The sequence below is a fragment of the Streptomyces sp. NPDC104831 genome, from assembly GCF_055583025.1.
In genome coordinates this window covers 78,994-105,863 of sequence record NZ_JBVJOT010000015.1, presented here as the reverse complement: position 1 = coordinate 105,863, position 26,870 = coordinate 78,994, and the positions used below count along the sequence as shown (strand labels likewise).

Below are 26,870 nucleotides of genomic sequence, written 5' to 3'. Positions count from 1 at the left end.
GCGGTGTGCCGGACGCGGGGTGGGGCCCGGCGCCGAGGGAAGGGGCGGGTGGATCCGTTCGGGACCGGAGCCCCCGTCAGCTCACGAACCGCCCCGCAGCAGGCCGGCCGCGCGCGCCCACCGGTACTTCGCGCCGAGCACGGCCACCGGCTTCTCGGTCGTGTACGGGTACGCCACGACCCCCCGCTCGAACAGGTACCGGCAGGCCTCCTCGACCTCCACGTCACCGGCGAGGGAGGCCACCACCGGCTTCTCGACGCCGCGTTCGCGGAACTCGGCCACCAGGCGCGCGGTCAGCTCGGCGAACACCATCGGCGGGGTGAGGACGGTGTGCCAGTAGCCGAGCACCAGGGCGTGCACGCGCGGGTCCGCGAGGCCCAGCCGGATCGTGGCCTCGTACGTCGACGGCGGTTCGCCCCCGGTGATGTCGACCGGGTTGCCCGCCGCGCCGAACGGCGGGATGAGCCGGCTGAACGCCTCGTCCAGGTCGGGCGGGATCCCCATCAGCGTGAGCCCGTTGTCCGTCACGGCGTCCGACAGCAGCACCCCGCTGCCGCCGGCGCCGGTGATGATGACGACGTTCTCGCCCTTCGGGGCGGGCAGGACCGGCAACGCGCGCGCGTACTCCAGCAGGTCGTCCAGGCCCGGCGCCCGGATCACCCCGGCCTGCCGGAGGATGTCGTCGTAGACCGCGTCGTCGCCCGCGAGCGCCCCGGTGTGCGAACCGGCCGCCCTCGCGCCCGCCGCCGTACGGCCCGCCTTCAGCACCACCACCGGCTTCTTCGGCACGACCGCCCGGGCCGCCGCCACGAACGCCCGCCCGTCCTTGAGGTCTTCCAGGTGCATGGCGACGCATTCGGTGTGCGGATCCTCGCCGAACCAGGTCAGCAGGTCGTCCTCGTCCAGGTCCGCCTTGTTGCCGAGGCCGACGATCGCCGACACGCCCGTCCTGGTGGCGCGCGCGAAGCCGAGGACGGCCATGCCGATGCCACCCGACTGCGAGGTCAGCGCCACCGGGCCCTTGACGTCGTACGGCGTGCAGAACGTGGCGCACAGGTCCTGCCAGGTGGAGTAGTAGCCGTAGATGTTCGGGCCGAGCAGGCGGACGCCGTACCGCTCCGCGATCTCCACCAGTTCCGCCTGGAGCGCGTGCTCGCCGGTCTCCGCGAAACCGGACGGGATGAGGACCGCGTTGGCGACGCCCTTGCGTCCCGCCTCCTGAAGGGCCGCCGCCACCCGCCGGGCCGGGATGGCGAAGACGGCCACGTCCACCTCGCCCGGCACGTCGGTCACGCTCCGGTACGCCTTGCGGCCCAGGATGTCGTCGGCCCGGGGGTTGACCGGGTGGATGTCACCGGCGAAGCCGCCGTCGACAAGGTTGCGCATCACCGCGTTGCCGATCTTGCCCGGCTCGTTCGACGCGCCGATCACGGCGACCGCGCGCGGCCGCATCAGCCGGCGCATCGAGGCGAGGATCTCCTCGCGGGTGTACGTCCTGCGGGCCGGCCGGCGCTGCCCGGCGAGGATCACCCGGATGTCGGCGGCGACCGCGCCCCGGTCCGTGGCGATCACCGGATTGAGGTCCACCTCCGCGATCTCGGGGAAGTCCGTGACCAGTTCGGACACCCGCCGGATCTGCCCGGCCACCGCCGTCCGGTCCACCCCGGCCCGCCCGCGGACCCCGCGCAGGACCTCCGCGGCCCGGAGGGAGTCGAGCATCGACAGCGCCTCGTCGGCACCGACCGGCGCGAGGCGGAACGTCACGTCCTTCAGCACCTCCACCAGCACCCCGCCCAGCCCGAACGCCACCACCTTCCCGAACGCGGGATCGGTGACCGCGCCGACGATGACCTCCTGGCCCGCCGGCAGCAACTCCTGCACCAGCACGCCGTCGATCCGGGCCCCGGCGTCGTGGGCGCGCGCGCCCGCGACGATCCGGTGGAACGCGGCCCGCACCCGCTCCGCGCCCTCCACCCCCACGACGACCCCGCCGGCCTCGGTCTTGTGCAGGATGTCCGGCGAGACGATCTTCAGCACCACCGGTCCGCCCAGCCGCGCCGCCGCGGCCACCGCCTCCTCCGCGTCCCGGGCCAGTTCCTCGGCCGGTACGGCGATCCCGTAGGCCTCGGCGACCACCCTGCCCTCGGGCGCGGTCAGCGCGGTACGGCCCTCGGCCCGCACCGACTCCAGCACCGCCCGCACCCGCGCCCTCCGGTCCCCGGTCGCCACCTCAGATCACCCCGTCCGACTTCAGCAGGCGCAATTCGTCGGCCGTGAGGCCCAGTTCGGCCGCGTAGATCTCCTCGTTGTGCTCGCCGAGCAGGGGCGAGGACGTCACCTCCACGGGGGAGTCGGAGAGCTTGATCGGGCTGCCGACGGTGACGAACTCGCCGCGCTCGGGGTGCGGGACGCGGACCACCATGCCGTCGGCGGCCAGCGAGGCGTCCTCGATGATCTCCTTGGTGGACAGGATCGGGCCGCACGGGACGTCGTGCGCGGTCAGCCGCTCCAGCACCTCCCACTTGGGCAGCGTGGCCGACCACTCCTCGATGAGCTGGAACATCTTGTCCAGCTTCGGCAGCCGTGCCTCGGGCGTGGCCCACTCGGGGTCGTCGGCGAGTTCCGGCCGGCCAATGAGTTCGGTGATCGGCCGCCAGCCGACGGGCTGGACGATGACGTACACGTAGTCGTTCGGCCCGCCCGGCGCGCACCTGACCGCCCAGCCCGGCTGGCCGCCGCCGGACGCGTTCCCCGAGCGGGGGACCTCCGCGCCGAAGTCCTCGTTGGGGTATTCGGGGAGCGGCCCGTGGGCCAGGCGCTGCTGGTCGCGCAGTTTCACCCGGCACAGGTTGAGCACGGCGTGCTGCATGGCCACGTCGACCCGCTGTCCGCGCCCGGTCCGCTCGCGCTGGAACAGGGCCGCGAGGATCCCCGCGACGGTGTGCACCCCCGTCCCCGAGTCCCCGATCTGGGCCCCCGTCGCCAGCGGCGGCCCGTCCTCGAAGCCGGTGGTCGCCATCGACCCGCCCATGGCCTGCGCGACGACCTCGTACGCCTTGAACCGGGTGTACGGACCGTCCCCGAAGCCCTTGATCGAGGCATAGACGATCCGCGGATTGATCTCCCGGACGCGTTCCCAGCCGAAGCCCATCCGGTCGACGGCACCCGGCCCGAAGTTCTCGACCAGGACGTCCGAGCGCCGGATCAGCTCGGTGAGGATCTCCTTGCCGCGCCCGGTCTTGGTGTTCAGCGTGATGCTGCGCTTGTTGCAGTTGAGCATCGTGAAGTACAGCGAGTCGACGTCCGGCAGGTCCCGCAGCTGCCTGCGGGTGATGTCCCCGGCGGGCGCCTCCAGCTTGACGACGTCCGCGCCGAGCCAGGCGAGCAGCTGGGTGGCGGACGGCCCGGACTGGACGTGCGTCATGTCGAGGACGCGGATGCCTTCAAGTGCCTTGGTGGTCATGGGTGTTCACCTCACTTGTACATCGTCTGGTTCACGGTTCCGGGGGCGTACGCGTCCGGGTCGACCCAGACGTTGATCAGCGACGGCTTGCCGGACTCGCGGGCCCGGCGCAGGGCGGGGCCGATGCCGGCGGGGTCGCGGACCTCCTCGCCGTGACCGCCGAGGATCCGCGCGAACTCGTCGTACGGCACGTCGCCGAGGGTGTTGCCGACCCGCTCGCGGTCCTTGCCGTACTTGGCGGCCTGGCCGTAGCGGATCTGGTTCATGGAGGAGTTGTTGCCGACGATGCCGACGAAGGGGAGGTCGTAGCGGACGAGGGTCTCGAAGTCCCAGCCGGTGAGCGAGAAGGCGCCGTCGCCGAAGAGGGCGACCACCTCCTTGTCCGGGCGGGCCTGCTTGGCGGCGAGCACGAAGGGGATGCCGACGCCGAGGGTGCCGAGGGGGCCGGGATCCATCCAGTGGCCGGGTGACTTCGGCTGGACGACCTGCCCGGAGAAGGTGACGATGTCGCCACCGTCGCCGATGTACACCGAGTCCTCGGTGAGGAAGTCGTTGATCTCGCTGACCAGCCGGTACGGATGGATGGGCGAGGCGTCCGACCTGAGCTGCGGCAGCCGCTTGCCGACGGCCGCCTGCTCGGCCGCGCGCAGCTCGTCCAGCCACTCCTTGCGCCCCGCGGCGCCGCCGTCGGTCCGTCCGGACGCGGCCTGGGTGACGCAGGCCAGGACCAGTCCCGCGTCGCCGACGATCCCGAGGTCGACGTCGCGGTTCCGGCCGACGGTCCGGTAGTCGAGGTCGATCTGCACGACCGTCGCGTCGGGGGGCAGGCGCCTGCCGTAGCCCATGCGGAAGTCGAACGGGGTGCCGACGATCAGGATGACGTCGGCGTGCGAGAAGGCGTACCGCCGGGAGAGCTGGAAGTGGTGCGGGTCGCCGGGCGGGAGGGTGCCGCGGCCGGCGCCGTTCATGTACGCCGGGATGTTCAGGGTGCGCACCAGCTCGACGGCGGCCTCGGTGCCGCGGGTCGTCCACACCTGGCTGCCGAGCAGGATCGCGGGCCTGCGGGCGTGCACCAGCAGGTCGGCGAGCCGTTCGACCGCCTCCGGGTCGCCGGCCGAGCGGGTCGAGGCCCGGTAGGCGCCGGCGCGGGGCACCCGGGCCTTCTCGCGCGGCACCTTGGCGTCGAGGACGTCCCGGGGGATCTCCAGGAAGGAGGGGCCGGGGGCGCCGTGGTAGCACTCGCGGAAGGCCATCGACACCATGTCCGCGGCGCGGGCGGTGTCGGGCACGGTCGCCGCGAACTTGGTGATCGGCGTCATCAGGTCGACGTGCGGCAGGTCCTGGAGCGACCCCATCTTGTGCTGGGCGAGGGCGCCCTGGCCGCCGATGAGCAGCATCGGGGACTCCGCGCGCAGCGCGTTGGCGACCCCGGTGACGGCGTCGGTCGTACCGGGTCCGGCGGTGACCACCGCGCAGCCCGGCGTGCCGGTGATCCGGGCGTAGCCGTCGGCGGCGTGCGCGGCGACCTGCTCGTGACGTACGTCGACGACCTCGATCCCCTCGTCCACGCAGCCGTCGTAGATGTCGATGATGTGGCCGCCGCAGAGGGTGTAGACGCGCTCGACGCCTTCGGCCTTCAGCGCCTTGGCGACGAGGTGGCCGCCGGAGATCAGGTCCTGGTCGGGCATGACGAGACCCTTTCGTAGGTGTGCATACCGCACATTGCATACAGTCGACGAATACTGTATGGACTGGTTATCCCTCATCCGACGAGTGGTGTCCAGGGGGTGCGCGCACATCCGGCCACACGCCCCGGCGGCCGCCTCCCTCACGGTGCGTGCGACCGCCCTCGCCGACCGTGCGCGGCGGAGCCCGTACCCGCGCCCGCGCTGGTGGGAGCCCCTCCCGCCTGCCGCCAGGCGACGGATACGCAGGTGAAACGCACTCCGAAACCTTGGTATTGTTGTCCATGTCGCCGCGGGGAACACGCCCGCGCAAGGCGGCAGACACCTGGTCCGGGTGGCGGAATGGCAGACGCGCTAGCTTGAGGTGCTAGTGCCCTTTATCGGGCGTGGGGGTTCAAGTCCCCCCTCGGACACCAGCAGAGACCCCAGTTCACCTGGGGTCTTTCTGTTTCTCCGGCCTGGAGACTTCCCGGGTCGGACGAGGGACCGCCCGTGGCGGGGGCCGGCCGGTGATCTAATCGTGTTGACCGCCCCCGGCGGGCGGTGGTGGAGTCGGTCCGTGGACAGCATCCCCGCCAACCGGCGGCTCTGGAATCGGATCAGCGGCGCCTACCAGCACAAGCACGACCCGCGGATCGGCGCGACGCCCCGCCTGTGGGGCATGTACTCCCTCCCCGACGCGCAGCTGGGCGCCCTGGGCGACGTCACCGGCAAGCGCGTCCTCGAACTCGGCTGCGGCGCCGGCCAGTGGTCCAGGGCGCTCGCCGCCGAGGGCGCCAGCGTGGTCGGGGTCGACCTGTCCGAGGCCCAGCTCGCCGCAGCGGCCCGCGCGAGGGGGGCGGCCCGCTACTCGCTGGTGCAAGGCGCCGCCGAGCAACTCCCCTTCGCCGACGGCAGCTTCGACCTGGTGTTCTGCGACTTCGGTGGGCTCAGCTGGGCGCCCCCGCACCTGGCCGTCCCGCAGGCCGCACGCGTCTTGCGCCGAGGCGGGCGCCTGGTGTTCAACGTCGCCAGCCCGTGGTTCGAAGCCTGCTACGACGAAGCCGCCGGCCGCGTGACCACGACGCTGCAGCAGCACTACTTCGGGCTGAGCACCATCGCCGAGGACGACGGCGCGACCAGCTATCAGCTCACCTACGGCGACTGGGTCAGGGTGCTGCGCGGCGCGGGTCTCGTCATCGACGACCTCATCGAACCCCGGCCCGCACCCGGAACACCCAACGGCTACAACGAGACCGACCCGCCCGACTGGGCACACCACTGGCCGGCGGAACTGCTCTGGGTCACGCACAAACCGTGAGCCCCGCCGCGCCGGGACGTGCGGCCACGGCCTCGTCGCACAACTCCTAGCGGGGCTTGGTTTCGCAGGCCGGCTCGCCGGAGGGTGCGAACTCGCCGGGTCGCGGGCGGGCGTGGAGGCCCCCGCTGGGGGCGGGGCGGCACGCACGCACCGCTTCCCGCCCACCGGTCGCCCCTTCCCGCGCCCGCGTCGCCGCGATCCCGCTGCCGGTCCGGGCGCGGCCGAGTTCGGGCAGGACGGTGAGGAGCCCCGCGCCGGCGAGGCCGGCACCGAGCCAGAGCGGGGAGCGCAGACCCCACAGGTCGATGGCGACGCCGCCGAGGGACGAGCCGAGCATGACGCCGAAGGTGATGAAGGAGGAGTGGACGGTGTTGACCAGCGGTCCGGCATTGCCCGCGCGCTGCACCCGGGTGATCATCGCCGGGTTCATGGTGACGCCCACCAGACCGACGCCCAGCATGCAGGCCACGGCGGGGGCGGGCGCGCCGGCGAAGACCGCGAAGCCGGTCAGGAAGAGCAGGTTGAGCAGCAGGCCGACGGCGAGGACCGGTAGGGTGTGCCGGTCGGCGAGCCGGCCGACGACCGTGTTGCCGATGACGGTGGCGGCGCCGTAGGCGATCAGGAGCAGCGGGACGGTGCCCGCCGGGAAGCCGGTGAGGCCGGTGAGGATGGGATTCAGGTAGCTGAAGGCGGAGAACGTGGCGCCGATGATCAGGGTGCTGGTGGCCAGCGCCAGCCACAGGCGGGGCCGGGTGAAGACGCCGGCCTCGGCGCGCAGACCGCCGCTCGGCGCGGGGGCGAGGCGCGGCACCCCGGTGGCGGTGGCCGCGGCGGCGGCCAGGGCGAGCGCCGAGACGGCCCAGAACGCGGCGCGCCAGCCGAGCCGTTCGCCGATCAGGGTGGACAGCGGCAGCCCGAGCAGGGTGCCGAGCATCAGCCCGTTCATGGCCACGGCGACGGCCCGCCCCCGGGCCTCGGGCCGGGTGAGACGGGCGCACAGCGAGAGGGCGACGCCGAAGAACGCCTGGGAGGCGACGCCGGTGACGACGCGCGCGACGAGCATGGTGCCGTAGCCGGTCGCGGTGGCGGCGAGCACGTTGCCGGTCAGGAAGACGGCGAACAGCACCAGCAGGGCGGTGCGGGGCGGGAGTTTCATCACCGCGACGGTGAGCACCGGTCCGCCGAGGGCCATGGCGGCGGCGAACGCGGTGATGAGGTAGCCGATCCGCGGAACGGTGGCGTGCAGGCCGGCGGCCATCTGCGGCATCAGGCCGGCGACCGCGAACTCGCTGGTCACCATGGCGAAGATGCCGAGCGCCAGGACGTAGACGGCTCGGGGCACGGTGGGACTCCTCGGGATGCGGGACCGCGCGGGGTGGCAGGCGGTCGATTATGGACTGAGATGTTCAAAATCTAGGCGGCAGAGAAGGTTTTGGATGGATCAGTTCAAAACAAGGGCAGCGGTCGTGGCACGGCCGTCCCGGCCGGCGCGGCGGCCGGGACGGGCGGCCCGGATCAGGTGGTCAGCGCGTCGAGGGTGATCGCGGCGATGGCGTCCAGGGCGGCCCGGTCGGCGCCGCCCTGGGCGGAGACGCGCAGGCCCGCGATGGCTGCGTTGAGGAACCGGGCCAGGTCGCCGGCGTCCCGGGAGGAGGTGATGCTGCCGTCCCGCCGGCCGGCCTCGACGGCGGCGCGCAGGGTGTCCAGTCGAAGGGCCGTGTCACGCTCCAGCGTCCCGGCCGCGACGGCGTCCCGCCCCGCGAGTTCGATGGTGGTGTTCACTCCGAGACACCCCAGGCTGCGGCCGGTGGGCCGGTTCTGCGCGTCACCGTCGAGCACCAGGGTGAACAGGGCGCGGATCCGGTCGGCGCCACTGCGCGCCGGATCCTCCAGCACGGCCAGCTGACGCGCGTTCATGGCGGTCGTATAGCGGTGCAGGACGCGCTGGAACAGGGCGCGCTTGCTCTTGAAGGTGTTGTAGATGCTGCTGCGCCCCAGCCCCGTGGCGACGCACAGGTCCTCGGTGGACGTGGCTTCGTACCCCTTCTGCCAGAAGGTCGCCATCGCCGCGTCGAGCGCCTTTTCCTCGTCGAACGTCCTCGGTCGGGCCATGCCCGGACCCTAGCTGTTTTGGACTGTCCATTGCAATACCTGGCCCACCGCCCGGGCCGCAGGCGGAAACCTGGTTACCGCGCCGCTGTTGCCGGCCGCGACCGGCGGACGACCGGGGAGGCGTTCTTCAGGAGGACCCGCGCCCTCTCCGTGCCGTCCCTGCCGGGCGTCCCGGTGTCCGCGAGAACGGCGTCGGGGTGCGGGCGCCGCACGCTTCCGGCCACGGACCGCGCGGTCCCGAGTCCCTGACGATCAGCTGTCGAATCCCTTGACGATCGCCCTTCCGGCCGGTTAACTCACGTCCTAAATTAAGTCATGAGTGCAATCCCCGAAGGGACACCGGGACCCATGCGCAGCATCCGAGCCGCGGCCGTAGGCGCCGTCACTCTGTCACTCGCCCTGGCGGCCACGGCCTGCGGAGGCGGGTCGGCCACCGGCGGCGGCTCCAACGACTCGCCGAAGACGCTGACGTACTGGGCGTCCAACCAGGGAGCCAGCATCGAGGCGGACAAGAAGGTGCTCCGGCCCGAGCTGGACAAGTTCGAGCAGCGGACCGGCATCAAGGTCGAGCTGGAGGTCGTGCCCTGGTCGGACCTGCTCAACCGGATCCTGACCGCGACCACTTCGGGCCAGGGTCCGGACGTGCTGAACATCGGCAACACCTGGAGCGCCTCCCTCCAGGCGACCGGCGCGCTGCTGCCCTGGGACGAGAAGAACTTCGCCGCGATCGGCGGCCGGGACCGGTTCGCCGGGACCGCCCTCGGTTCGACCGGCGCCCGGGGCAAGGACCCGGTGGCGGTCCCGCTGTACTCGATGGCGTACGCCCTCTACTACAACAAGAAGATCTTCGCCGACGCCGGCATCACCAAGCCCCCGGCCACGTGGGCCGAACTGGTCGCCGACGGCAAGAAGATCAAGGCCAAGGGCGTGTCCCCGCTCGGCGCCGAGGGCGCGAACCTGTCGGAGAACATCCACCACGTCTTCGTCTTCGCCAAGCAGCACGGCGCCGACTTCTTCACCGCCGACGGCAAGCCCGACTTCACCGACCGCAAGGTCGTCGACGCGGTCAAGAGCTACGTCGACCTGATGGCCGAGCACGAGGTCATCCCGGCGGGCGACGCCGAGTACGCGCAGAACCAGTCCGTCAGCGACTTCGCCAAGGGCAAGCAGGCCATGCTGCTGTGGCAGACGGCCTCCGCCAACCTCAAGTCCCAGGGGATGGGCGAGGACGCCTACGGCATCGCGCCCGTCCCGGTGATCTCCGGCAAGCCCGGCGCGGGTACCCAGGTCAACTCGCCGGTCATGGGCATCAACATGGCCGTCTTCAAGAACACCGACAACCTCGACGGCGCCACGAAGTTCGTGAAGTTCATGACCTCCGACGAGGAGCAGAAGATCCTCAACAAGGCCTACAGCGCCATCCCGCCGGTCACGTCCGCGCAGGCCGACCCCGCCTTCGACGCCCCGGACACCGCGGTGCTGAAGGACACGCTGGCGACCAGCGCCGCCGCGCTGCCGCAGGTCGCGTCCGAGTCGCAGTTCGAGACGGCGGTCGGTACGGCCGTCAAGGACCTGTTCGCCGACGCCGCCGCCGGGCGCCCGGTGACCACCGACTCGGTCGAGGCGAAGCTGCAGAAGGCCCAGCAGCAGATGCCGGCGGCGTGAGTCCCACGATGACCACCACCGCCTTCAAGGAACCGGTGCGCCAGGCCTCGTCCGGCGCCACGGCACGCGCACCCCGCCGCCCCGGACGGCTGCGCCGGATCTCGCTGCCGTACCTGCTGCTCCTGCCCGCCCTGCTGCTCGAACTCCTCGTCCACCTGGTGCCGATGGTCATCGGCATCGTGATGAGCTTCAAGGAACTCACCCAGTTCTACATCCGCGACTGGGGCACCGCCCCCTGGTCCGGCCTCGGCAACTACCAGGTGTCGGTGGACTTCGACGCCCCCGTCGGCGAGGCCCTGCTGCACTCCTTCTTCGTCACCGTCGGCTTCACCCTGCTCTCGGTCGCCCTGTGCTGGCTGATCGGCACCGCCGCCGCGGTCTTCATGCAGGACACCTTCCGCGGGCGCGGGCTGCTGCGCGCCCTGTTCCTGGTGCCGTACGCGCTGCCCGTCTACACCGCCGTCATCACCTGGGTGTTCATGTTCCAGCACGACAACGGCCTGGTGAACCACGTGCTGCACGACCAGCTGCACCTCACCGACAAGCCCTCCTTCTGGCTCATCGGGGACAACAGCTTCTACGCCCTGCTGACCGTCTCGGTGTGGAAGGGCTGGCCGTTCGCCTTCCTCATCGTGACGGCCGGGCTCCAGAACATCCCCAAGGAGCTGTACGAGGCCGCCGCGCTGGACGGCGCCGGGACGTGGCAGCGGATCCGCCGCATCACCCTGCCGTCGCTGCGCCCGGTCAACCAGGTCCTCGTCCTGGTGCTGTTCCTGTGGACGTTCAACGACTTCAACACGCCGTACGTGCTGTTCGGCAAGTCCGCGCCCGAGGCCGCCGACCTCGTCTCCGTCCACATCTACCAGGCGTCCTTCGTCACCTGGAACTTCGGCACCGGCTCCGCCATGTCCGTGCTGCTGCTGCTCTTCCTGCTCGTCGTCACGGGCGGCTACCTGCTGTTCACCTCGCGCGGACGGAGGGCCGCCGATGTCTAGCACCCCCACGCCGGCGGCGCACACCCGCACGCCGGTGACGAACACCCGCTCGCCCATGGCGCCGGCGCGCTCGTTCCTGTGGCTCCGGCGGATCTTCCTCACCCTGCTCGCCGGGTTCGTGCTGGTCCCGGTGTACGTGATGGTCTCCAGCTCGCTGAAGCCGCTCGCGGACGTCAGCGGCGAGTTCCACTGGCTGCCCAGCGAACTGACCATCCGCCCGTACATCGACATCTGGTCGACGGTCCCGCTCGCGCGGTACTTCGTGAACTCGCTCATCGTGGCGGGCGCGGCCACGGTCTGCTCGGTCGTCATCGCCGTGTTCGCGGCCTACGCCGTCAGCCGCCACGACTTCCGCGGCAAGCGCGTCTTCACGGTGACCGTGCTGTCGACGCAGATGTTCCCCGGCATCCTCTTCCTGCTCCCGCTGTTCCTGCTCTACGTCAACATCGGGAACACCACCGGCATCGCCCTGTTCGGCTCGCGCGGCGGGCTGATCCTGACGTACCTCACCTTCTCGCTGCCGTTCTCCATCTGGATGCTGATCGGATACTTCGACTCGGTGCCGCGCGACCTGGACGAGGCGGCGCTGGTGGACGGCTGCGGGCCGCTGAAGGCGCTGCTGCGGATCGTCGTGCCGGCCGCGACGCCCGGCATCGTCGCGGTCGCCGTCTACGCCTTCATGACCGCCTGGGGCGAGGTGCTCTTCGCGTCGGTCATGACCAACGACACCACCCGCACCCTCGCCGTCGGCCTCCAGGCCTACTCCACCCTCAACGACGTCTACTGGAACCAGATCATGGCCGCCTCGCTGGTCGTCAGCGTGCCCGTGGTGGCCGGGTTCCTGCTGCTCCAGCGCTATCTCGTCGCGGGTCTGACGGCGGGCGCCGTCAAGTGACCCCCACCCCCGCTCCCGAAGGGACTCCCGTGTCCGAACCCATCGACCTCGCCGCCTTCCCGCCCGACTTCCTGTGGGGCACGGCCACCGCGGCGTACCAGATCGAGGGAGCCGTGGCCGAGGACGGCCGTACGCCCTCGATCTGGGACACCTTCTCGCACACCCCCGGGAAGATCGCGAACGACGACAACGGCGACGTCGCCTGCGACCACTACCACCGCTGGCGCGAGGACATCGGCCTGATGCGGCAACTGGGCGTCAACGCCTACCGGCTCTCCGTGGCCTGGCCCCGGGTGCTCCCCGGCGGCACCGGCCCGGTGAACCCCAAGGGCCTCGCGTTCTACGACGAGCTGGTGGACACGCTGCTGGAGGCGGGCATCACCCCGTCCGTCACCCTCTACCACTGGGACCTGCCCCAGGTGCTCCAGGACCGCGGCGGCTGGCCGGAACGGGACACCGCGCAGGCGTTCGCCGAGTACGCCTCCGTCGTCGCCGGCCGCCTCGGCGACCGCGTCACCCTGTGGACCACCCTCAACGAACCCCTGTGCTCGGCCTGGATCGGTCATCTGGAAGGCACGATGGCACCCGGCTGGAAGGACCTCACCGCCGCCGTCCGGGCCTCCTGCCACCTGCTCCTCGGGCACGGCCTGGCCACCGAGGCGATCCGCGCCGCCGCCCCCGGCGCCCGCGTCGGCATCGTCAACAACCTCTCCACCGTGCACCCGGCCACCGACCGCCCCGAGGACGTGGCGGCGGCCCGCCGGCAGGACGGCCACGTCAACCGCTGGTGGCTCGACCCCGTGCACGGCCGCGGCTTCCCCGCCGACATGGTGGACACCTACGGCGTCGAACTCCCGCTGAAGGACGCCGACCTCGCGACCATCGCGGCCCCGCTCGACTGGCTCGGCCTGAACTACTACTTCCCGGCGCACATCGTCGACGACCCGGAGGGACCGGCGCCGTACGCCCGTTCCGTCCGGCGCGAGGGCGTCCCGCGCACCGGCATGGACTGGGAGATCGACGCCTCCGGCATCGAGACGCTGCTGCTCCGGCTCACCGAGGAGTACGGCGCCCGCACGCTGTACGTCACCGAGAACGGCTCCGCCTTCCCGGACGTCGTGCGCCCCGACGGCAGCGTGGCCGACCCCGAGCGCCAGGACTACCTGGAGCGCCACCTCGCGGCCTGCGCCTCCGCCGTCCGCAAGGGAGCCCCGCTGGCCGGCTACTTCGCCTGGTCCCTGCTGGACAACTTCGAGTGGGCCTACGGCTACGACAAGCGGTTCGGGCTGGTCCACGTCGACTACCGCACCCAGGTCCGCACCATCAAGGGCAGCGGCCGGCGGTACGCGGACCTGATCCGCGCCCACCGCGGCCGGACACGCCGGGCCGCCTGAGCCCCGGCCCGGACGGCCGGTGGACACGGCTGGGGAGTCCGTGTCCACCGGCCCACCCTCCTCCATATATGTCATGCGCACGACAAAGAAGCAGTAGTGCACCTCCACCCCACAAGGAGCGCCGCATGCCGTCCCGCCCCCTGCTCGCCGCCCTGGCCGCCACCGCCCTGCTGTGCTCGGGCCCCCTGCTGACCGCCCCCGCCTCCGCGGCCCCCGCCGCCGTCGGCTGGGACACCGACCGGGCGGCCGCCGCCTACGCGCTGAACCCGGCCGCCGTCACCGCCTCCGGCAGCGAGAACGCCGGCACCGGCCCCGGCCTGGCCTTCGACGGCCAGGCGGCCACCCGCTGGTCGAGCGACTTCGCCGACGACGCCTGGATCCGCGTCGACCTCGGCTCCGTGCTCCGGGTCGACCGCGTCACCCTCGACTGGGAGGCCGCCTACGGCAAGCGCTACGTCCTGGAGGTCTCGAGGAACGGCACCGACTGGACGCCCTTCTTCACCGAGACCGCCGGCACCGGCGGCTCGGTCACCGCGCACACCCACCCCCAGGAGGTCACCGGCCGCTACGTCCGGCTGCGCGGCCTGGAACGCGCCACGCCCTACGGCTACTCGCTGTGGAGCTTCAGGGTCTACGGCGGCGAACCCGCCCCGGCGTCCACGACCCGCACCAACCTGGCCCTCAACCACCCCGCGTACGCCAACTTCCACCAGGACGCGGGCCACTCACCGGCCTTCCTCACCGACGGCGGCTGGCCCGCCGACCTCAAGGGCGACACCAGCCGCTGGTCCAGCGACTGGAACACCGACCGCTGGGTCTCGGTCGACCTCGGCGCGCAGTCGACGATCGACACGGTGGACCTCTACTGGGAAGCCGCCTACGCCGTCGACTACCTCCTGCAGGTGTCCGACGACAACCGCACCTGGCGCACGGTCTACGAACCGTCGGCCGCCGACATCGCCGCCCGCCGCGCCGACGTGAAGGCCCCCGGCGACGCGGCCGGCCGGCACGACACGGTCAAGCTGCCGTCGCCCGCGACCGGCCGCTACGTCCGCATGCTCGGCAAGGAACGCCGCTCCTTCTACAACCCGGCACCCGCCACCGCCCAGTTCGGCTACTCGCTGTACGAGTTCCAGGTCTGGGGCACCGGCGGCAGCGCGTCGGCCGCCTACCCGGCGCTCCCCGCCGACCTCCCGGGCACCTACCGCACCACCTTCTTCGACGACTTCACCTCGGCCGGCCTCGACCGCTCCAAGTGGCGGGTGGTGCGCACCGGCACGGAGATGGGCCCGGTCAACGGCGAGTCCCAGGCGTACGTCGACTCGCCCGACAACATCAGCACCCGGAACGGCAGCCTGATCCTGAAGGCGAAGTACTGCAAGGGCTGCACCCGCGCGGGGGGCGGCACCTACGACTTCACCTCGGGCCGCATCGACACCAGCACCCACTTCGACTTCACCTACGGCAAGGTCAGCGCCCGGATGAAGCTCCCCGTCGGCGACGGGTTCTGGCCCGCCTTCTGGCTGCTCGGCAGCAACGTCGACGACCCCTCGGTGTCCTGGCCGGCGTCCGGCGAGACCGACATCATGGAGAACATCGGCTACCCGGACTGGACCAGCAGCGCCCTGCACGGCCCCGGCTACTCGGCGGACGGCAACATCGGCGCCCGCCAGACCTACCCGGGCGGCGGCACCGCCGACCAGTGGCACACCTACGCGGTCGAATGGACCCCGACCGCCATGCGCTTCTACGTCGACGACCGCCTGGTCCAGGAGACCACCCGCAACAAGCTGGAGTCCACCCGGGGCCAGTGGGTCTACGACCACAACCAGTACGTCATCCTCAACCTCGCCCTCGGCGGCGCCTACCCGGCCGGCTGGAACAAGGTCACCAGCCCCTACTGGGGCCTGCCCCAGTCCAGTGTCGACAAGGTCGCGTCCGGGGGAGTGCAGGCCGAGATCGACTGGGTGCGGGTGGAACAGAAGGGCTGAACCGCCCCTCCGCCCGGGGAGGACGGAAGGGCTGAACCCGGCCTGCGCGCCGGGGAGGACGGGAGGCCGGAAACCGGCCTGCGCGCCGGGCGAGCGGGCGGGGGCCGGCCCCCGCCCGCTCAGCCCTTCGCGCGGCGCCGCGTCCCGGTCGCCAGCAGCAGCGCCGACAGGGCGGCGGTCGCCCAGGCGGTCGCCAGGACGCCGTGCTCCCCGGATCCGGACATGCCCGCCGCGACCAGCGCGAGGAACACGCCACAGGCCTGCGTGCCGGTGCCGGGCGGCATCGGGGCCGCCGTCCACGGGCGTCTGCGCGGGACCCACAGCCGCAGCAGCTCCGCCGCGGCCGCGAGCGCGGCGAGCCGGGAGCCGACCCGCAGCCACAGCGGCGGCGTCACCTCGCCCAGCTCGCCCACGCCGGCCACGGTGAACAGCGCGAACAGCAGGAGGGGCAGCAGCCAGCCGAGGCCCGCGCGCACCTGCGTGCCGGGCGTTCCCGCGGTCCCCGGATCACGCACCGGCGTGCCTTCCCCGGTCCCGGCGTCTTCCCCGGGCCCGGCGCCGTCCTCGGGGGCGCGGGGGGCGGGGACGGCCGGCAGCGGGCGCAGGGCACGGGACTGGGCGTGGCGCAGGCGGCGGCCCGGGTCGCCGTACCGGTCCTGGTGGGCGGCGAGTTCCGCCTGGAGGGCGAGCAGCCGCTCGGCCATCGCGTCGAACTCCGCCCGGCGTTCGGCGGCCCGCCGGCCGGCCTCGCGGGCCGCCCCGGCGAGCCGGGACAAGGCCTCGGTGCGCAGCCGTACGGCGTCCTCGCGGGCCGCGTCCGCCTCCCGGGGCACCTCGGCCGCCTCCGCCCGCAGCCGGGCGCGTTCGGCCTCGATGATCTCGGCGATGCGGTGCCGCTGGTCCGGCGGCAGCTCCTGCGGCGCGCGGGCCTTGGCGCGGGCCACGGCGGCCCGGCGCCATTCCATCAGCGGCCGGCCGCGGTGCTCCCCGATCCCGTTGATGTGCACCTTGCGGCCGTGCGGGCGGTGGAGGTACAGCACCTCGCCGCCCCTGCCGCCCGGGGCCTTGCCCCAGCTGACCCGGGTGAAGTCGGCGGCCGTGCGGATCCCGGCCGCGGCGAGGTCCCGGACCAGGCCCGCGCCGATGCCGTTGACGTCGTTCGCGGTGAGCCGGGTGGCGCGCAGCGAGTTCTCGACCGACTCCCGGCGCAGCGCCGTCAGGGCGCGCCGCTCCTGGTGCTCCCGCTTGCCGTCCAGGCCGGCGAGCCGCCGAGCCAGGGAGCGTTCGCGGCGCAACCGCCGCTCGTGGACGCGTTGCAGGGTCTTCGCGCAGGCGGCCTCGGCGCGCCCGCGCTCCCGGGCCTCCCGGTTCAGCCGCCGCCGGTCGGCCAGTTCGAAGGCGCGGCGCCCGTCCAGCAGGCGGCGCAGGGCGCGCACCGACTCGATCAGCCGGCGGCGCTCGGCGCGTATCTCCGCGGGGGAGGGCGGGACGGGGACGTGCCCCTCCCGCAGGGTGGTGGTGCTCTCGCTCAAGGTCTCTCGCTCAGGGGGCCGGACGCCGCGCTCGCGGCTCGGAGACGTCGCCTCCGCAGAGGCGACCGCCGAGCGGGCGGGAAGGTTGCCCCGTGATCATGACCTGCCGCTTGATGCATATGATGTGCAAGTGCGTATGTATAGCGTGAGGCCCGCGACCGCCGACGACCTCGACAGCGCGAGGTCCGTCATGCTCGACACCGTCTACCGCGACTTCGGCACCGGGTACGTGCCCCGGTGGCACGCCGACATCGTGGACCCCGCCGCCTACTACCTCGCGCCCGCCCGGCACACCCTGCTCGTCGCCGTGGACGCGGACGGGCGGGTCGTCGGCACCGGAGCCCTCGACTCGCGGGGCCCGCAGTCGCCGCCGAACCCGCCCCGGCTGGCCGAGCGGTACCCCTCCGGCGAGACCGCGCAACTGCGCCGCGTGTACGTGCGTCCCGGGCACCGCCGCCGGGGCATCGCGCGCGAACTGGTGGCCCGGCTGCTGGACTTCGCCGCCGCGGACGGCGGCTACCGGTCCGTGTACCTGCACACCGACCCCGCCGTGCCCGGCGCCGAGCCCTTCTGGCGCTCGCTCGGCACGGTCGTGCACGACGAACGCGAGGGCGACGGCGGCGGGCAGAGTGTCGTGCACTTCGAGATCCCCCTGGAGCGGACCGCGGGGGACGCCGGGCGCGCGACGGCTAATTGGAAATGATTTCCATGTAATCTGTCGTCCGAGCCACCCGCACGCCGCCCCCCACCCAGCACGAACCGAGGACCATGCCTGCCCCGCGCCCTTCCCGCCTGCTCGCCGCCCTGCTCGCCGCGCCCCTTCTCGCCGGGTGCTTCGCCTCCTCCGGCGAGGCGGACGGCAAGCCCGCCGACGGCTCGCGGCTCCGCGTCGCACTCGCCTTCCCGCCCGCCGAACGGCTCTCCCCCTACGGCGCCGACGCCACGATCCTCAGCCGGCTCGGCGTCACCGAGGGCCTGACCGCGCTCGACGGCAACGGCACCGCCGCCCCCGCCCTCGCCTCCTCCTGGCGCCGGCAGGACGCGCGCACCTGGCAGTTCACCCTGCGCGAGGCCACCTTCCACGACGGCACCGAGGTCACCGCCGACGCCGTGGCCGCCTCGCTCGGCCGGGCAGCCCACGCCCGGCCCGCCCCGGCCGCGCTGTCCGGAGTGACGCTCACCGCGAAGGCCGTGGACCGGCACCGGATACGCGTCAGCACCGGCCGGCCCGACCCCATCCTGCCGCTCAGGCTGTCCAGCCCGAGCCTCGCCGTGCTCTCCGCGAAGGCCTACCGGGACAAGGACCGCGTCGACCCGGCCGGCACCGGCACCGGCCCCTTCACCCTGAAGAAGGTCACCGGCGCCGCCTCCGCCACGCTCGACCGGTACGACGGCTACTGGGGCGGACGCGCCCAGGCCGCCGGTATCGACGTCCGCTTCGTCCCCGACGGCACCGCCCGCACCAACGCCCTGCGCAGCGGCGACACCGACATCGCCGAAGCCGTCCCCGTGGCCCAGGCCGCCACGCTCCGGGCGGACACCCGCCGGGAGACCGCCACCACCCGCACCACCAGCCTGCTGCTCAACCACCGCACCGGCCCGTTCGAGGACGCGCGGTTGCGCGCCGCCGCCCGCGCCGCCGTCGACACCTCCGCCCTCGCCAAGGGCGTGTACGAAGGCCACGCCGACCGCGGCACCGGGATCTACGGCCCCGCCGTCAGCTGGGCCGAGGGACGCCACCTCGCCCCGGTCGGCAGGGCCGCGCCGCGGCGGCCCGACGGCACCCGGATCACCCTCGCCACCTACGACAACCGGCCCGAACTCCCCGAGGCCGCCCAGGTGCTCAAGGAACAGCTGGAGAAGGCCGGCTTCCGCGTCGAACTCGTCGTCCGCGAGTACGCGCGGCTGGAGAGCGACGCCCTCGCCGGGAAGTTCGACGCCTTCGTCCTCGCCCGCAACAGCCTCGTCGACACCGGCGACCCGGTCGCCATCCTCGCCGGCGACTACACCTGCGACGGCGGCTACAACCTGGCCCTGCTGTGCGACAAGGGCGTCGACCGGGCCGTGGCCGAGGCCGAGAGCACCGCCGACACCGTCGAGCGGCAGGACGCGGCGCTGCGCGCCGAGGCCCGCGTCCTCGGCACCGACTCCGTCGTCCCGCTGGTCCACCAGCGGGTCATCACCGGCGTCGGCCGCTCCGTCAAGGGCGTGCTGCTCGACCCCTACGAGCGCACCCTCATCGGCACCGGCACCCGGCGCTGACCCGTGCGGACCCTGCTGTGGCGGGCCGTCCTCGCCTCCGCCCTGGTGTGCGGGATCGGCCTGCTGCCCTGGCTCAGCCACACCGACCCCGCGCTCACCGTCCTCAAGGCACGCGCCCAGGACCGCGACCCGGACCCCGCCGTGCTCGCCGCCATCCGCGACCAACTCGGCCTGGACGCCGGTCCGCTCACGCTGCTCGGACGCTGGCTCGGCGGGCTGCCGCGCGGGGACGCGGGCCGGTCCTGGATCTCCGGGGCCGAGGCCGGACCGGTCGTCGTACAGGCGCTCGGGGCCTCCCTGCTGCTCATGGCGGTCGCCCTCCTGGTGGCCGCCTGCACGGCCGCCGCGGTCTGCGCCCGCACCCTGTACCGGGGCGGCCGGACCCGGCCCGGCGGCACCGGCTCCGCGATGCTCGCCACCCTGCCGGAGTTCCTCACCGCCTCCGTCCTCGCCACCGTCGTCGGCGTCCAGCTGGGCTGGCTGCCCGCCCTCGGCTGGTACGGGCCCCGCCACACCGTGCTGCCCGCGCTCGCCCTCGGCCTGCCCGCCGGGGCCGTCCTCGGCCGGCTCCTCGACGACCAGCTGCCCGGCGCCTTCGCCGAGCCCTGGGCGCGCGCCGCCGCCGCGCGCGGACTGTCCCGGGCGCGCGTCGCCCGGCAGGCGGTACGGCGCTGCCTGCCCGGACTGCTGCCGAACACCGCCCTGTTCGTCGTCGGCATGACCGGCGGCGCCGTCGCCGTGGAACAGCTCTACGACATCCCCGGCCTCGGCCGCACCACCCTGGAGGCCGCCCTCGCCCAGGACCTGCCCGTCCTCCAGGCCGGCACCCTCGCCCTGCTGCTGCTCGCCGCGCTCGCCACCGGCGCGGCCCGGCTCGCCGTCCGGCTGCTCACCGGCCCCGCCCTGCGCGACGGCGCCCTGCCCGCCCCGCCCCGGCTCACCCCGGCCGCCCGCCGCACCCCGCCGCTGCTGCTCGGCGGAGCGCTGCTCGCGGTCCTCGCCGCCGGCCTGCCCCGCGACCCGCTCGCCGTGAACACCGCCGCCCGCCTCCAGCGCCCGTCCTGGACACACCCGTTCGGCACCGACGCACTCGGCCGCGACCTGCTCGCCCGGGTCGCCCACGGGGCCCTGGACACCCTGCTGCTCGCGCTCGCGATCAGCGCCGGCACGCTGCTCGCCGGGCTGCTGCTCGGCCTGCTGCCCCGGCTGTCCGGACCGCTCGCCGACACCGTCAACGCCGTGCCGCCCGTGCTCGCCGCGCTGCTGGTCACCGCCGTCACCGGAGGCGGCCCGGCCACCCCCGCGCTCGCCGTCGCCGCCGTCGCCTGGGCACCCCTCGCCACCCACACCTCCGCCCTGCTGCGCCAGGAACGCGCCGCCCTCCACCTCACCGCCACCCGGGCCCTCGGCGCCGGCCGCCACCACCTGCTGCGCCACGAACTCCTGCCCGCCGTCGTCCCGTCCGTCACCCGGCACGCCCTGCTGCGGCTGCCCGGCACCGCGCTCGCCCTCGCCGCGCTCGGCTTCCTCGGCCTCGGCGCCCAGCCGCCGTCCCCCGAGTGGGGCCGGCTGCTCGCCGAGAACCAGCCCTACGCCGAGCGCGCCCCCTGGGCCGTCCTCGCGCCCGCCGCCGTCCTCGCCGTCCTCGGCGCGCTGGCGGTGACCTCCGCGGGCGCCCTGCACCGCCGCCGCCCGGCCACCACCGTGAGGGAGCCGACCGCCCGATGAGCGCCCCGCGCACCGACCGGGTCCCGCTGTCGCCGCTGCTGCGGCTGCTGATCCTCACCCAACTGGCCTTCAACATCGGCTTCTTCGCCGTCCTGCCGTTCCTCGCCGAACACCTCGGCACGACGATCGGCATGGCCGGCTGGCTGGTCGGGGTCGTCCTCGGCCTGCGCACCTTCAGCCAGCAGGGACTGTTCGTGGTGGGCGGCGCCCTCGCCGACCGGTACGGCGTGCGGCCCGTCGTCCTCATCGGCTGCGCGCTGCGCATCGCCGGGTTCGCCTGGCTCGGACACGCGGAACGCACCTGGTCGGTGATCGGGTCCGTCCTGCTGATCGGCTGCGCCGCCGCGCTGTTCTCCCCGGCGGTGGAGTCGGAGGTCGCCCGGCAGGCCGTCCTGCGGGAGCAGGCCGGCGGCGGGCCGCGCGCCCGGGTGCTGGCCCTGTTCACCGTCGCCGGTCAGGCGGGCGCCTTCACCGGCCCGCTGCTGGGCGCCCTGCTGCTGACGGCCGACTTCCGCACGGTCTGCCTGGCCGGCGCGGCCGTCTTCACCGTCGTCCTCGCCGGACACGCCGTCCTGCTGCCCCGGCACATCCCCGGCCGCCGGCCCGTCGCCGTGCGCGGCGGACTCGGACCGCTGCTGCGCAACCGCCGCTTCCTCGCCCTGTGCTGCGGGTACGGCGCCCAACTGCTCGCCTACAACCAGCTCTACCTGGCCCTGCCCGCCGAAGTGCGGCGCACCTCCGGCTCCCAGGCACCGGTCGCCTGGCTGTTCGCGCTGTCCTCCCTGCTGGTGGTGGCCGCCCAACTGCCCGTCACCCGCTGGGCGGACCGCCGGCTCGCCCCGCGCCGCTCGCTGGCCGCCGGGCTGCTGCTGACCGGCGCCGGCTTCGCGGCCGTCGCCGCGGTCCGCCCCGCCGGACTCACCGGCACGGCCGGACTGGCCCCGCTCGCCGCCCTGGTCGTGCTGCTCACCCTCGGCCAGATGCTGGTCGCCCCGGTCGCCCGCGCCTGGCTGCCCGACCTCGCCGCACCCGGCCGCATCGGCCTGTACACCGGCGCCCTGTCGTCCGTCTCCGGCCTGCTGGTCCTGCTCGGCAGTACCGCCTCCGGCGCGCTCCTCGACCTCGGGCTGCCCCCGGCGCTGCCCTGGGCGGCCCTGGCGGCGGTGCCCCTGGCGGCGGTGCTGGTCCTGCCGAGGGAGCACCCCGCCCGCCGTACGGTGCCCGAACCGGGCTGAGCGCCGCTCAACGCGCCGCCGGCTCCGGCAGCTGGGGCAGCCGGAATGATCCGTTTGCCGGGCTCGTTCCCACGGGCACCGCGGCCGGCGCCCGGCCCAGCTCCATGCCCGAACAGGGCCGAGGCGGGTCCGCGCGACGGCACCGACGGACTGCCGAACGGCAGGCCGCGGGCCGGCTGCGTGAGCGGGGGGCTCACACGCCCGCCTCCACCAGGAACGGACTGGGCTCGCCCGACCAGGACACGTAGAGGCTGTCCCGGGCCCTGGTGCAGGCGACGAACAGCAGGCAGCGTTCCGACATCATGTCCGTCTCGTGCTGCTTGGCGTCCAGCTCCGGCGGGGTGACCGCCTTCGGGAAGGGCAGGGCGTCCCCGGTGACGCCGATGACCGCGACGCAGCGGAACTCCAGGCCCTTGAACGAGTGCATGGTCCCGACCCGCACGCTCTCCGCCTTCCCGCCGGACGCGTCCGCGGCGCGCAGGGTGGCGGCCGCGATACCGGCGTCCTTCAGCCGCCCCACCGCCTTCGCGCACGTCTTGTTGAACCGGGCGCTGACACCTATCTCCCCGGCGCCGACACCCGCCTCCAGCCAGGTCCGCACCTGGGCGACCAGGGCGTCCAGTTCGGCGTCCTCGGTGGCCGCCGCGTGCACCACCGGTCCGTCGCCGTGCAGGGCGGAGCGGTAGCCGAGAAGGGTCTCGTTGCGGTTCTCGTCCTCCAGCTGCGCGACCGGACGGCCGATCAGCAGGGCCGTGGACCAGCGCAGGATCTCGTGGGTGCTGCGGTAGTTCTTGCGCAGCTTCACCGACCGCCCGGTCACCTTGATGCCGAGCGACCTGAGGGACACCTTCGAGTCGTAGATGCGCTGGTGCGGGTCGCCCGCGATGAACAGGTCGTCCGGGCGGGCGGGGACGGCCGCGCGCAGCAGCCGCCACTGCGCCGGGTGCAGGTCCTGCGCCTCGTCCACCACGACGTGCCGGTACCGCGGCCCCGTCTCCTCCAGCAGGCGCGCCGCCTCCGCGCACGTCTGCAACCAGGTGCGGCACCCGTCCGCCGCGAGGTCGGCCGTGAACCGCTCCACCGTCTCCCACACCAGCGGCCGTTCGGCCGCCGCCAGCCGGCTTCCGCGGCCCCGCCGGTCCGCCGCCTCGTACTCGGCCAGGGTCCTGATGTCCTGGGCCAGGATCACGTGCCGGTACTCCTGGGCGAGGAACTGCGCGCTGCCGGTGAAGCCGGTCGCCTTGGCGGCCCTGCCCCAGCGGCTCTCCTCCTCGTTGTTCACCAGCGGCCGCAGCGCCACGGCGCCCGGTGCTCCGGCGACGACACGGCCGGCGAAGCCGTCCACCGTGGTCACGTCCACCCGCTCACGCAGCTCCGGGTCCTCCACCAGGGACTCCAGGCCCGAGCGGAGCGCGTTGACGAGGGCGTTGGTGTAGGTGGTGAGCAGGATGCGGTCACCGTCGCGCAGGTGCCGGAGCAGGTGTCTGACCCGGTGCAGCGCGACGACGGTCTTGCCGGTGCCCGGCCCGCCGGTGACCTGGGCGGGCCCCGAGTAGGACGCCCGGTAGGCCACCTTCCGCTGGGAGGGGTGGAGGAAGACCCGCCAGGCCGCGAACGGCTTCTCCAGGATGTCCCGCAGCTCCTCGGACGCCGTGACCAGCGCGATGCGCGCCCGGCTGTGCCGGATCGCCGTCTCGTAGTCCTGCGTGTCCACCGGCTGCGCCGACGCCTGCAAGGCGGGCGCCACGATGTCCTGCCAGACCTCCTCCACCGTGCAGCCCGCGGCGAGGTACTGCAGCACCTCGCGCTGGTCCTGCGGCAGCAGCGGCGCGAAGACGTCCAGCTGCTCCTGGTCGACGAGCGACCGGGCCTGCCGCAGCGTCTCGTCGTCGATGCCGAGCGCCTTCAGGTCGCCGTCGGAGAACTTCGCGAACAGCCGCTCCTTGGGCGAGTCCCGCGCCACCCGCTCGTACGCCGGCGTGATCTCGTCCAGGGTCGCCGCGTCCCGGATCTCGACGGCCCGCGTCACCTCGTTGATGCTGGACTTCTGCTTCTTCGCCCAGGCGATGGCCTTGTCGTGCTGCATGACCCGCAGCAGCACGAAGGTGTCGCCGGAGGCCGGGGCGAGGACCACGCCGCGCCAGAACTGGTCGATGCGGATGGTCCGGATCTGCTTGTCCCGCGCGTTCGTCAGGCTCTCCAGCTTCAGTCCCTGGTCCTTGAAGAGCTGGTCGAGGGTGAGCCGGCCGAACTTCTCCCAGGCGTCCAGCACGCCTTTCCTGACCGGGGGCTGGAGCTTGGGGAGCTCGGCGAAGAAACCGATGTCGAAGGCGAGCTGGGGCATGGGAGGATCCTAAGGCTCCGGCGGGGCGGCGGGGGGAAGGAAGGCCAGGTCAGGAAGGGACACCGGGCCCGGCGCCGTCGAGATCCAGACGGATCACGGCCAGGGTCTCGGCCACCTCGGCGGTCAGTTCGTCGTCCGGGCCGAACACCAGGCACAGGTCCGCGTGCAGCGGGTCGAGGACGTCGAAGGCGTCCGCCGTCCGGCCCTGCGCGAGCAGCAGCATGCCGATGTCGCGGCGCAGTTCCACCGCGTTCTCGCTCACGTCGCCGTCGACGGCGCGGACGACGTCGAGGACGTCGTTCAGTCCGGCCAGCGCCTCGGTCACCCGGCCGAGTTCACCGCGGCAGCGGGCCGCCTGGGCGCGGCTGTTCAGCGCGTCCTCGCTGCTCGGTCCGCTGACCCGCGCGAAGGCGTCGGCGAGCGCCTCGAACTCGGGCAGCGCGGCCCGGTGGTCCCCCGCCAGCTGACGGCTGACCGCCCGCCACGTGCGCAGCCGCAGCACCGCCCTGTTGTCCGAGCCGAGGGCGCGCGCGGCCGGCCCGATCAGCTCGTCCACCACCTCGGCGGCCTGCGCGTACCGCTCCTCCTCCATCAGGGCGAGGTAGTGCTCGTGCACTGCGCGGATCTGCTCCCGCAGCGCCTCCCGCTCGGCCGCCGCCACGACCGGCGGCGCGCCCGGCGCGGCGGCACCTGGCCGCACGCTCCCGGCACCGGCGCGGGAACGGGGGGCGTAGGGGCGGCGGAAGATCCCGGTCGGGTCGGGCGCCCCGGCGGGCCCCGCCTCCTCGGGCGCCGACTCCTCTCCCGGCGCGGGCAGGAACGGCCGCAGCCGCTCGTACACCTCCTGCACGTCCGCCGGACGCGCCTCGGGCGCCTTGCGGAGCAGGTCGAGGACCAGCTCCTCCAGGGCCTCGGGCACGTCGGCACGGAACCGGCGCAGGGGCGTCGGTGCCGCGTTGACGTGCTGCATCATCAGCTGGAACTCGCTGTCCCCGGTGAACAGCGGGCGCCCGCAGAGCAGTTCGTGCACCAGGCAGCCCAGCGCGTACAGGTCGGTGCGCGGCGTGACCCGGCCGCCGCGCACCTGTTCCGGCGCCATGTACTGGTGCGTGCCGATGGGGCTGCCCGTCGCGGTCAGCTTGGTGACGTCCGTCCGCAGCATGGCCGCGATGCCGAAGTCCAGCACCTTCACCGTGCCGTCCCGCGCGACGAGGACGTTGCCCGGCTTCAGGTCGCGGTGCACCACGGGCACGTCGTGCGCGTACGACAGCACGGTCGCCACCTGCGCCGCCACGGCCACCGCCCAGCTGACGGGCAGCGGCCGGTCCGGGCGCACGTACGCGGTCAGCGGCACGCCGTCGACCAGCTCCATCACCAGGAACAACTGCTCGTACGACTCGTCGAGTACCGCGTCGTACACCTGCGGCACGCCCGGGTGCTGGATCCGCGCGGTGATCCGCGCCTCGCGCCGGAACCGCTTCTCGAACTCCTCCGCCGCGTGCGGCGACGTCACGGCCTGCGGGCGGATCAGCTTCACGGCGACCGGCCGGTCCAGGACGGCGTCGTAGCCGCGCCAGACGTCCCCCATGCCGCCGTGGCCGAACTGCTCCAGCAGCTCGTAGCGTCCCGCGATCCGTCCAGCGTCCGGCACCTGGTCCCCGCCCCGCCCCGTCGAGTGTCCGACGTCTTCCTCGCTCTTCGATGTACTCGGCACAGTTTCGCGGGTGCGGGTTTCGCGCGTCCAGCCAGGTGGCGGGCCACCTGCGTGATCAGGTCAGGTGCGGCGCGGCCAGCTCGGCCCACACGGTTTTGCCCGGGCCGCCGTCGGCGCGGGGTGTCCAGCCCCAGCGGTCGGCCAGGGCCTCGACGAGGAGGAGCCCGCGACCGCCGTCGCGAAGACCGGCGTGCGGGGCGGGCGCGGGCAGGTGGAGGAGGCGTTCGCCGCGGGTGTCGGTGACCTCGACCCGTACGGTGCCGGTGGCCGGATCGGCGGTGAGGGAGTAGACCCGGAAGTCGCGGCCGGCCACGTGCCCGTGCCGGACGGCGTTGGCGCACAGCTCCGCCGTGATGAGGGTGAGCGCGTCGTGCGCGTCGCTGCCGTACGGAACGCCCCAGGCGTCGAGCCGGTTCCCGCACAGCCGCCGGGCCAGGCGGGCGCCGCGCGGTGTCGAACTGAAGCGCATCGAGAACTCGTGCACCGTGAGGGGTGATTCATACGGCCGGCCGTCCGGCGCTGAACCGGCGGGGCCCGGTGCCTGCGTCGCACCGG

At 73.5% G+C, this 26,870-nt stretch carries 19 protein-coding genes and 1 tRNA gene; 11 read left to right on the top strand and 9 right to left on the bottom strand.

Features of this window, described 5'->3' with window-relative positions; genetic code table 11:
* Nucleotides 1–81: 81 nt before the first annotated feature.
* The 3 genes from ACZ63H_RS13320 to ACZ63H_RS13310 are packed head-to-tail and all read right to left on the bottom strand — an operon-like array spanning nucleotide 82 to nucleotide 5,151.
* Nucleotides 82–2,229: an acetate--CoA ligase family protein gene (locus ACZ63H_RS13320; protein WP_469864387.1), complete on the bottom strand. Its 2,148-nt coding sequence runs from the start codon at nucleotides 2,227–2,229 to the stop codon at nucleotides 82–84.
* Nucleotide 2,230: 1 nt separating this feature from the next.
* Nucleotides 2,231–3,463 (bottom strand): formyl-CoA transferase, encoded by a 1,233-nt coding sequence (gene frc / locus ACZ63H_RS13315; protein WP_469864385.1) that lies wholly within the window; start codon nucleotides 3,461–3,463, stop codon nucleotides 2,231–2,233.
* Nucleotides 3,464–3,474: 11 nt separating this feature from the next.
* A complete protein-coding gene (locus ACZ63H_RS13310) occupies nucleotides 3,475–5,151 on the bottom strand; it encodes a thiamine pyrophosphate-binding protein (RefSeq protein ID WP_469864383.1) in 1,677 nt (558 codons plus the stop codon).
* Nucleotides 5,152–5,476: 325 nt separating this feature from the next.
* On the opposite strand from ACZ63H_RS13310, the gene ACZ63H_RS13305 reads away from it, so the two are divergent.
* Together ACZ63H_RS13305 and ACZ63H_RS13300 are read left to right on the top strand one after the other, a co-directional pair.
* Nucleotides 5,477–5,564, top strand: a tRNA-Leu gene (locus tag ACZ63H_RS13305).
* Between the two features lie 143 nt (nucleotides 5,565–5,707).
* Nucleotides 5,708–6,448 (top strand): class I SAM-dependent methyltransferase, encoded by a 741-nt coding sequence (locus ACZ63H_RS13300; RefSeq protein WP_469864381.1) that lies wholly within the window; start codon nucleotides 5,708–5,710, stop codon nucleotides 6,446–6,448.
* A 46-nt stretch (nucleotides 6,449–6,494) separates the two neighbouring features.
* On the opposite strand, the gene ACZ63H_RS13295 is transcribed toward ACZ63H_RS13300, so the two are convergent.
* Entirely contained in the window at nucleotides 6,495–7,790 is a 1,296-nt protein-coding gene (locus ACZ63H_RS13295) for an MFS transporter (protein WP_469864379.1), read from the bottom strand.
* A 173-nt stretch (nucleotides 7,791–7,963) separates the two neighbouring features.
* Nucleotides 7,964–8,560, bottom strand: coding sequence for a TetR/AcrR family transcriptional regulator (locus ACZ63H_RS13290; protein ID WP_469864377.1), 597 nt, complete (start codon nucleotides 8,558–8,560; stop codon nucleotides 7,964–7,966).
* A gap of 348 nt (nucleotides 8,561–8,908) precedes the next feature.
* On the opposite strand from ACZ63H_RS13290, the gene ACZ63H_RS13285 reads away from it, so the two are divergent.
* The 5 genes from ACZ63H_RS13285 (at nucleotide 8,909) to ACZ63H_RS13265 (ending at nucleotide 15,500) form a co-directional block, all read left to right on the top strand.
* Nucleotides 8,909–10,225, top strand: a complete 1,317-nt coding sequence (locus ACZ63H_RS13285) for an ABC transporter substrate-binding protein (RefSeq protein WP_469864375.1) — start codon at nucleotides 8,909–8,911, stop codon at nucleotides 10,223–10,225.
* An 8-nt stretch (nucleotides 10,226–10,233) separates the two neighbouring features.
* Entirely contained in the window at nucleotides 10,234–11,220 is a 987-nt protein-coding gene (locus tag ACZ63H_RS13280) for a carbohydrate ABC transporter permease (protein ID WP_469864373.1), read from the top strand.
* A gap of 55 nt (nucleotides 11,221–11,275) precedes the next feature.
* A complete protein-coding gene (locus tag ACZ63H_RS13275) occupies nucleotides 11,276–12,115 on the top strand; it encodes a carbohydrate ABC transporter permease (RefSeq protein WP_469864452.1) in 840 nt (279 codons plus the stop codon).
* A gap of 29 nt (nucleotides 12,116–12,144) precedes the next feature.
* Nucleotides 12,145–13,509, top strand: coding sequence for a GH1 family beta-glucosidase (locus tag ACZ63H_RS13270; protein ID WP_469864371.1), 1,365 nt, complete (start codon nucleotides 12,145–12,147; stop codon nucleotides 13,507–13,509).
* A gap of 125 nt (nucleotides 13,510–13,634) precedes the next feature.
* The gene (locus tag ACZ63H_RS13265; RefSeq protein WP_469864369.1) at nucleotides 13,635–15,500 is read left to right on the top strand and encodes a discoidin domain-containing protein; all 1,866 of its coding nucleotides are present in this window, start codon (nucleotides 13,635–13,637) and stop codon (nucleotides 15,498–15,500) included.
* 119 nt (nucleotides 15,501–15,619) lie between these two features.
* Here the strand turns inward: ACZ63H_RS13265 and ACZ63H_RS13260 are convergent, their stop codons facing one another.
* Nucleotides 15,620–17,032 (bottom strand): hypothetical protein, encoded by a 1,413-nt coding sequence (locus ACZ63H_RS13260; protein WP_469864367.1) that lies wholly within the window; start codon nucleotides 17,030–17,032, stop codon nucleotides 15,620–15,622.
* A gap of 136 nt (nucleotides 17,033–17,168) precedes the next feature.
* Between ACZ63H_RS13260 and ACZ63H_RS13255 the strand changes: the two genes are divergently transcribed.
* The 4 genes from ACZ63H_RS13255 to ACZ63H_RS13240 all read left to right on the top strand — a co-directional run bounded on the left by ACZ63H_RS13255 (nucleotide 17,169) and on the right by ACZ63H_RS13240 (nucleotide 22,257).
* Nucleotides 17,169–17,735 carry a GNAT family N-acetyltransferase gene (locus tag ACZ63H_RS13255; protein WP_469864450.1) on the top strand — a complete coding sequence of 189 codons (567 nt, stop codon included), beginning with the start codon at nucleotides 17,169–17,171 and terminating at the stop codon, nucleotides 17,733–17,735.
* Between the two features lie 65 nt (nucleotides 17,736–17,800).
* The gene (locus ACZ63H_RS13250) at nucleotides 17,801–19,294 is read left to right on the top strand and encodes an ABC transporter substrate-binding protein (RefSeq protein ID WP_469864365.1); all 1,494 of its coding nucleotides are present in this window, start codon (nucleotides 17,801–17,803) and stop codon (nucleotides 19,292–19,294) included.
* Between the two features lie 3 nt (nucleotides 19,295–19,297).
* A complete protein-coding gene (locus ACZ63H_RS13245; protein ID WP_469864363.1) occupies nucleotides 19,298–21,022 on the top strand; it encodes an ABC transporter permease subunit in 1,725 nt (574 codons plus the stop codon).
* Nucleotides 21,019–22,257 (top strand): MDR family MFS transporter, encoded by a 1,239-nt coding sequence (locus ACZ63H_RS13240; protein WP_469864361.1) that lies wholly within the window; start codon nucleotides 21,019–21,021, stop codon nucleotides 22,255–22,257. The genes ACZ63H_RS13245 and ACZ63H_RS13240 overlap by 4 nt, the downstream gene beginning before the upstream one ends.
* A 193-nt stretch (nucleotides 22,258–22,450) precedes the next feature.
* On the opposite strand, the gene ACZ63H_RS13235 is transcribed toward ACZ63H_RS13240, so the two are convergent.
* The 3 genes from ACZ63H_RS13235 to ACZ63H_RS13225 all read right to left on the bottom strand — a co-directional run bounded on the left by ACZ63H_RS13235 (nucleotide 22,451) and on the right by ACZ63H_RS13225 (nucleotide 26,784).
* On the bottom strand, nucleotides 22,451–24,601 hold the full coding sequence (locus ACZ63H_RS13235) for a UvrD-helicase domain-containing protein (RefSeq protein ID WP_469864359.1): 2,151 nt from the start codon (nucleotides 24,599–24,601) through the stop codon (nucleotides 22,451–22,453).
* Between the two features lie 49 nt (nucleotides 24,602–24,650).
* Complete coding sequence (locus tag ACZ63H_RS13230; protein WP_469864448.1) at nucleotides 24,651–26,189, bottom strand: serine/threonine-protein kinase; 1,539 nt, start codon at nucleotides 26,187–26,189, stop codon at nucleotides 24,651–24,653.
* Nucleotides 26,190–26,370: 181 nt separating this feature from the next.
* Nucleotides 26,371–26,784, bottom strand: a complete 414-nt coding sequence (locus tag ACZ63H_RS13225) for an ATP-binding protein (protein WP_469864446.1) — start codon at nucleotides 26,782–26,784, stop codon at nucleotides 26,371–26,373.
* Nucleotides 26,785–26,870 lie beyond the last annotated feature (86 nt).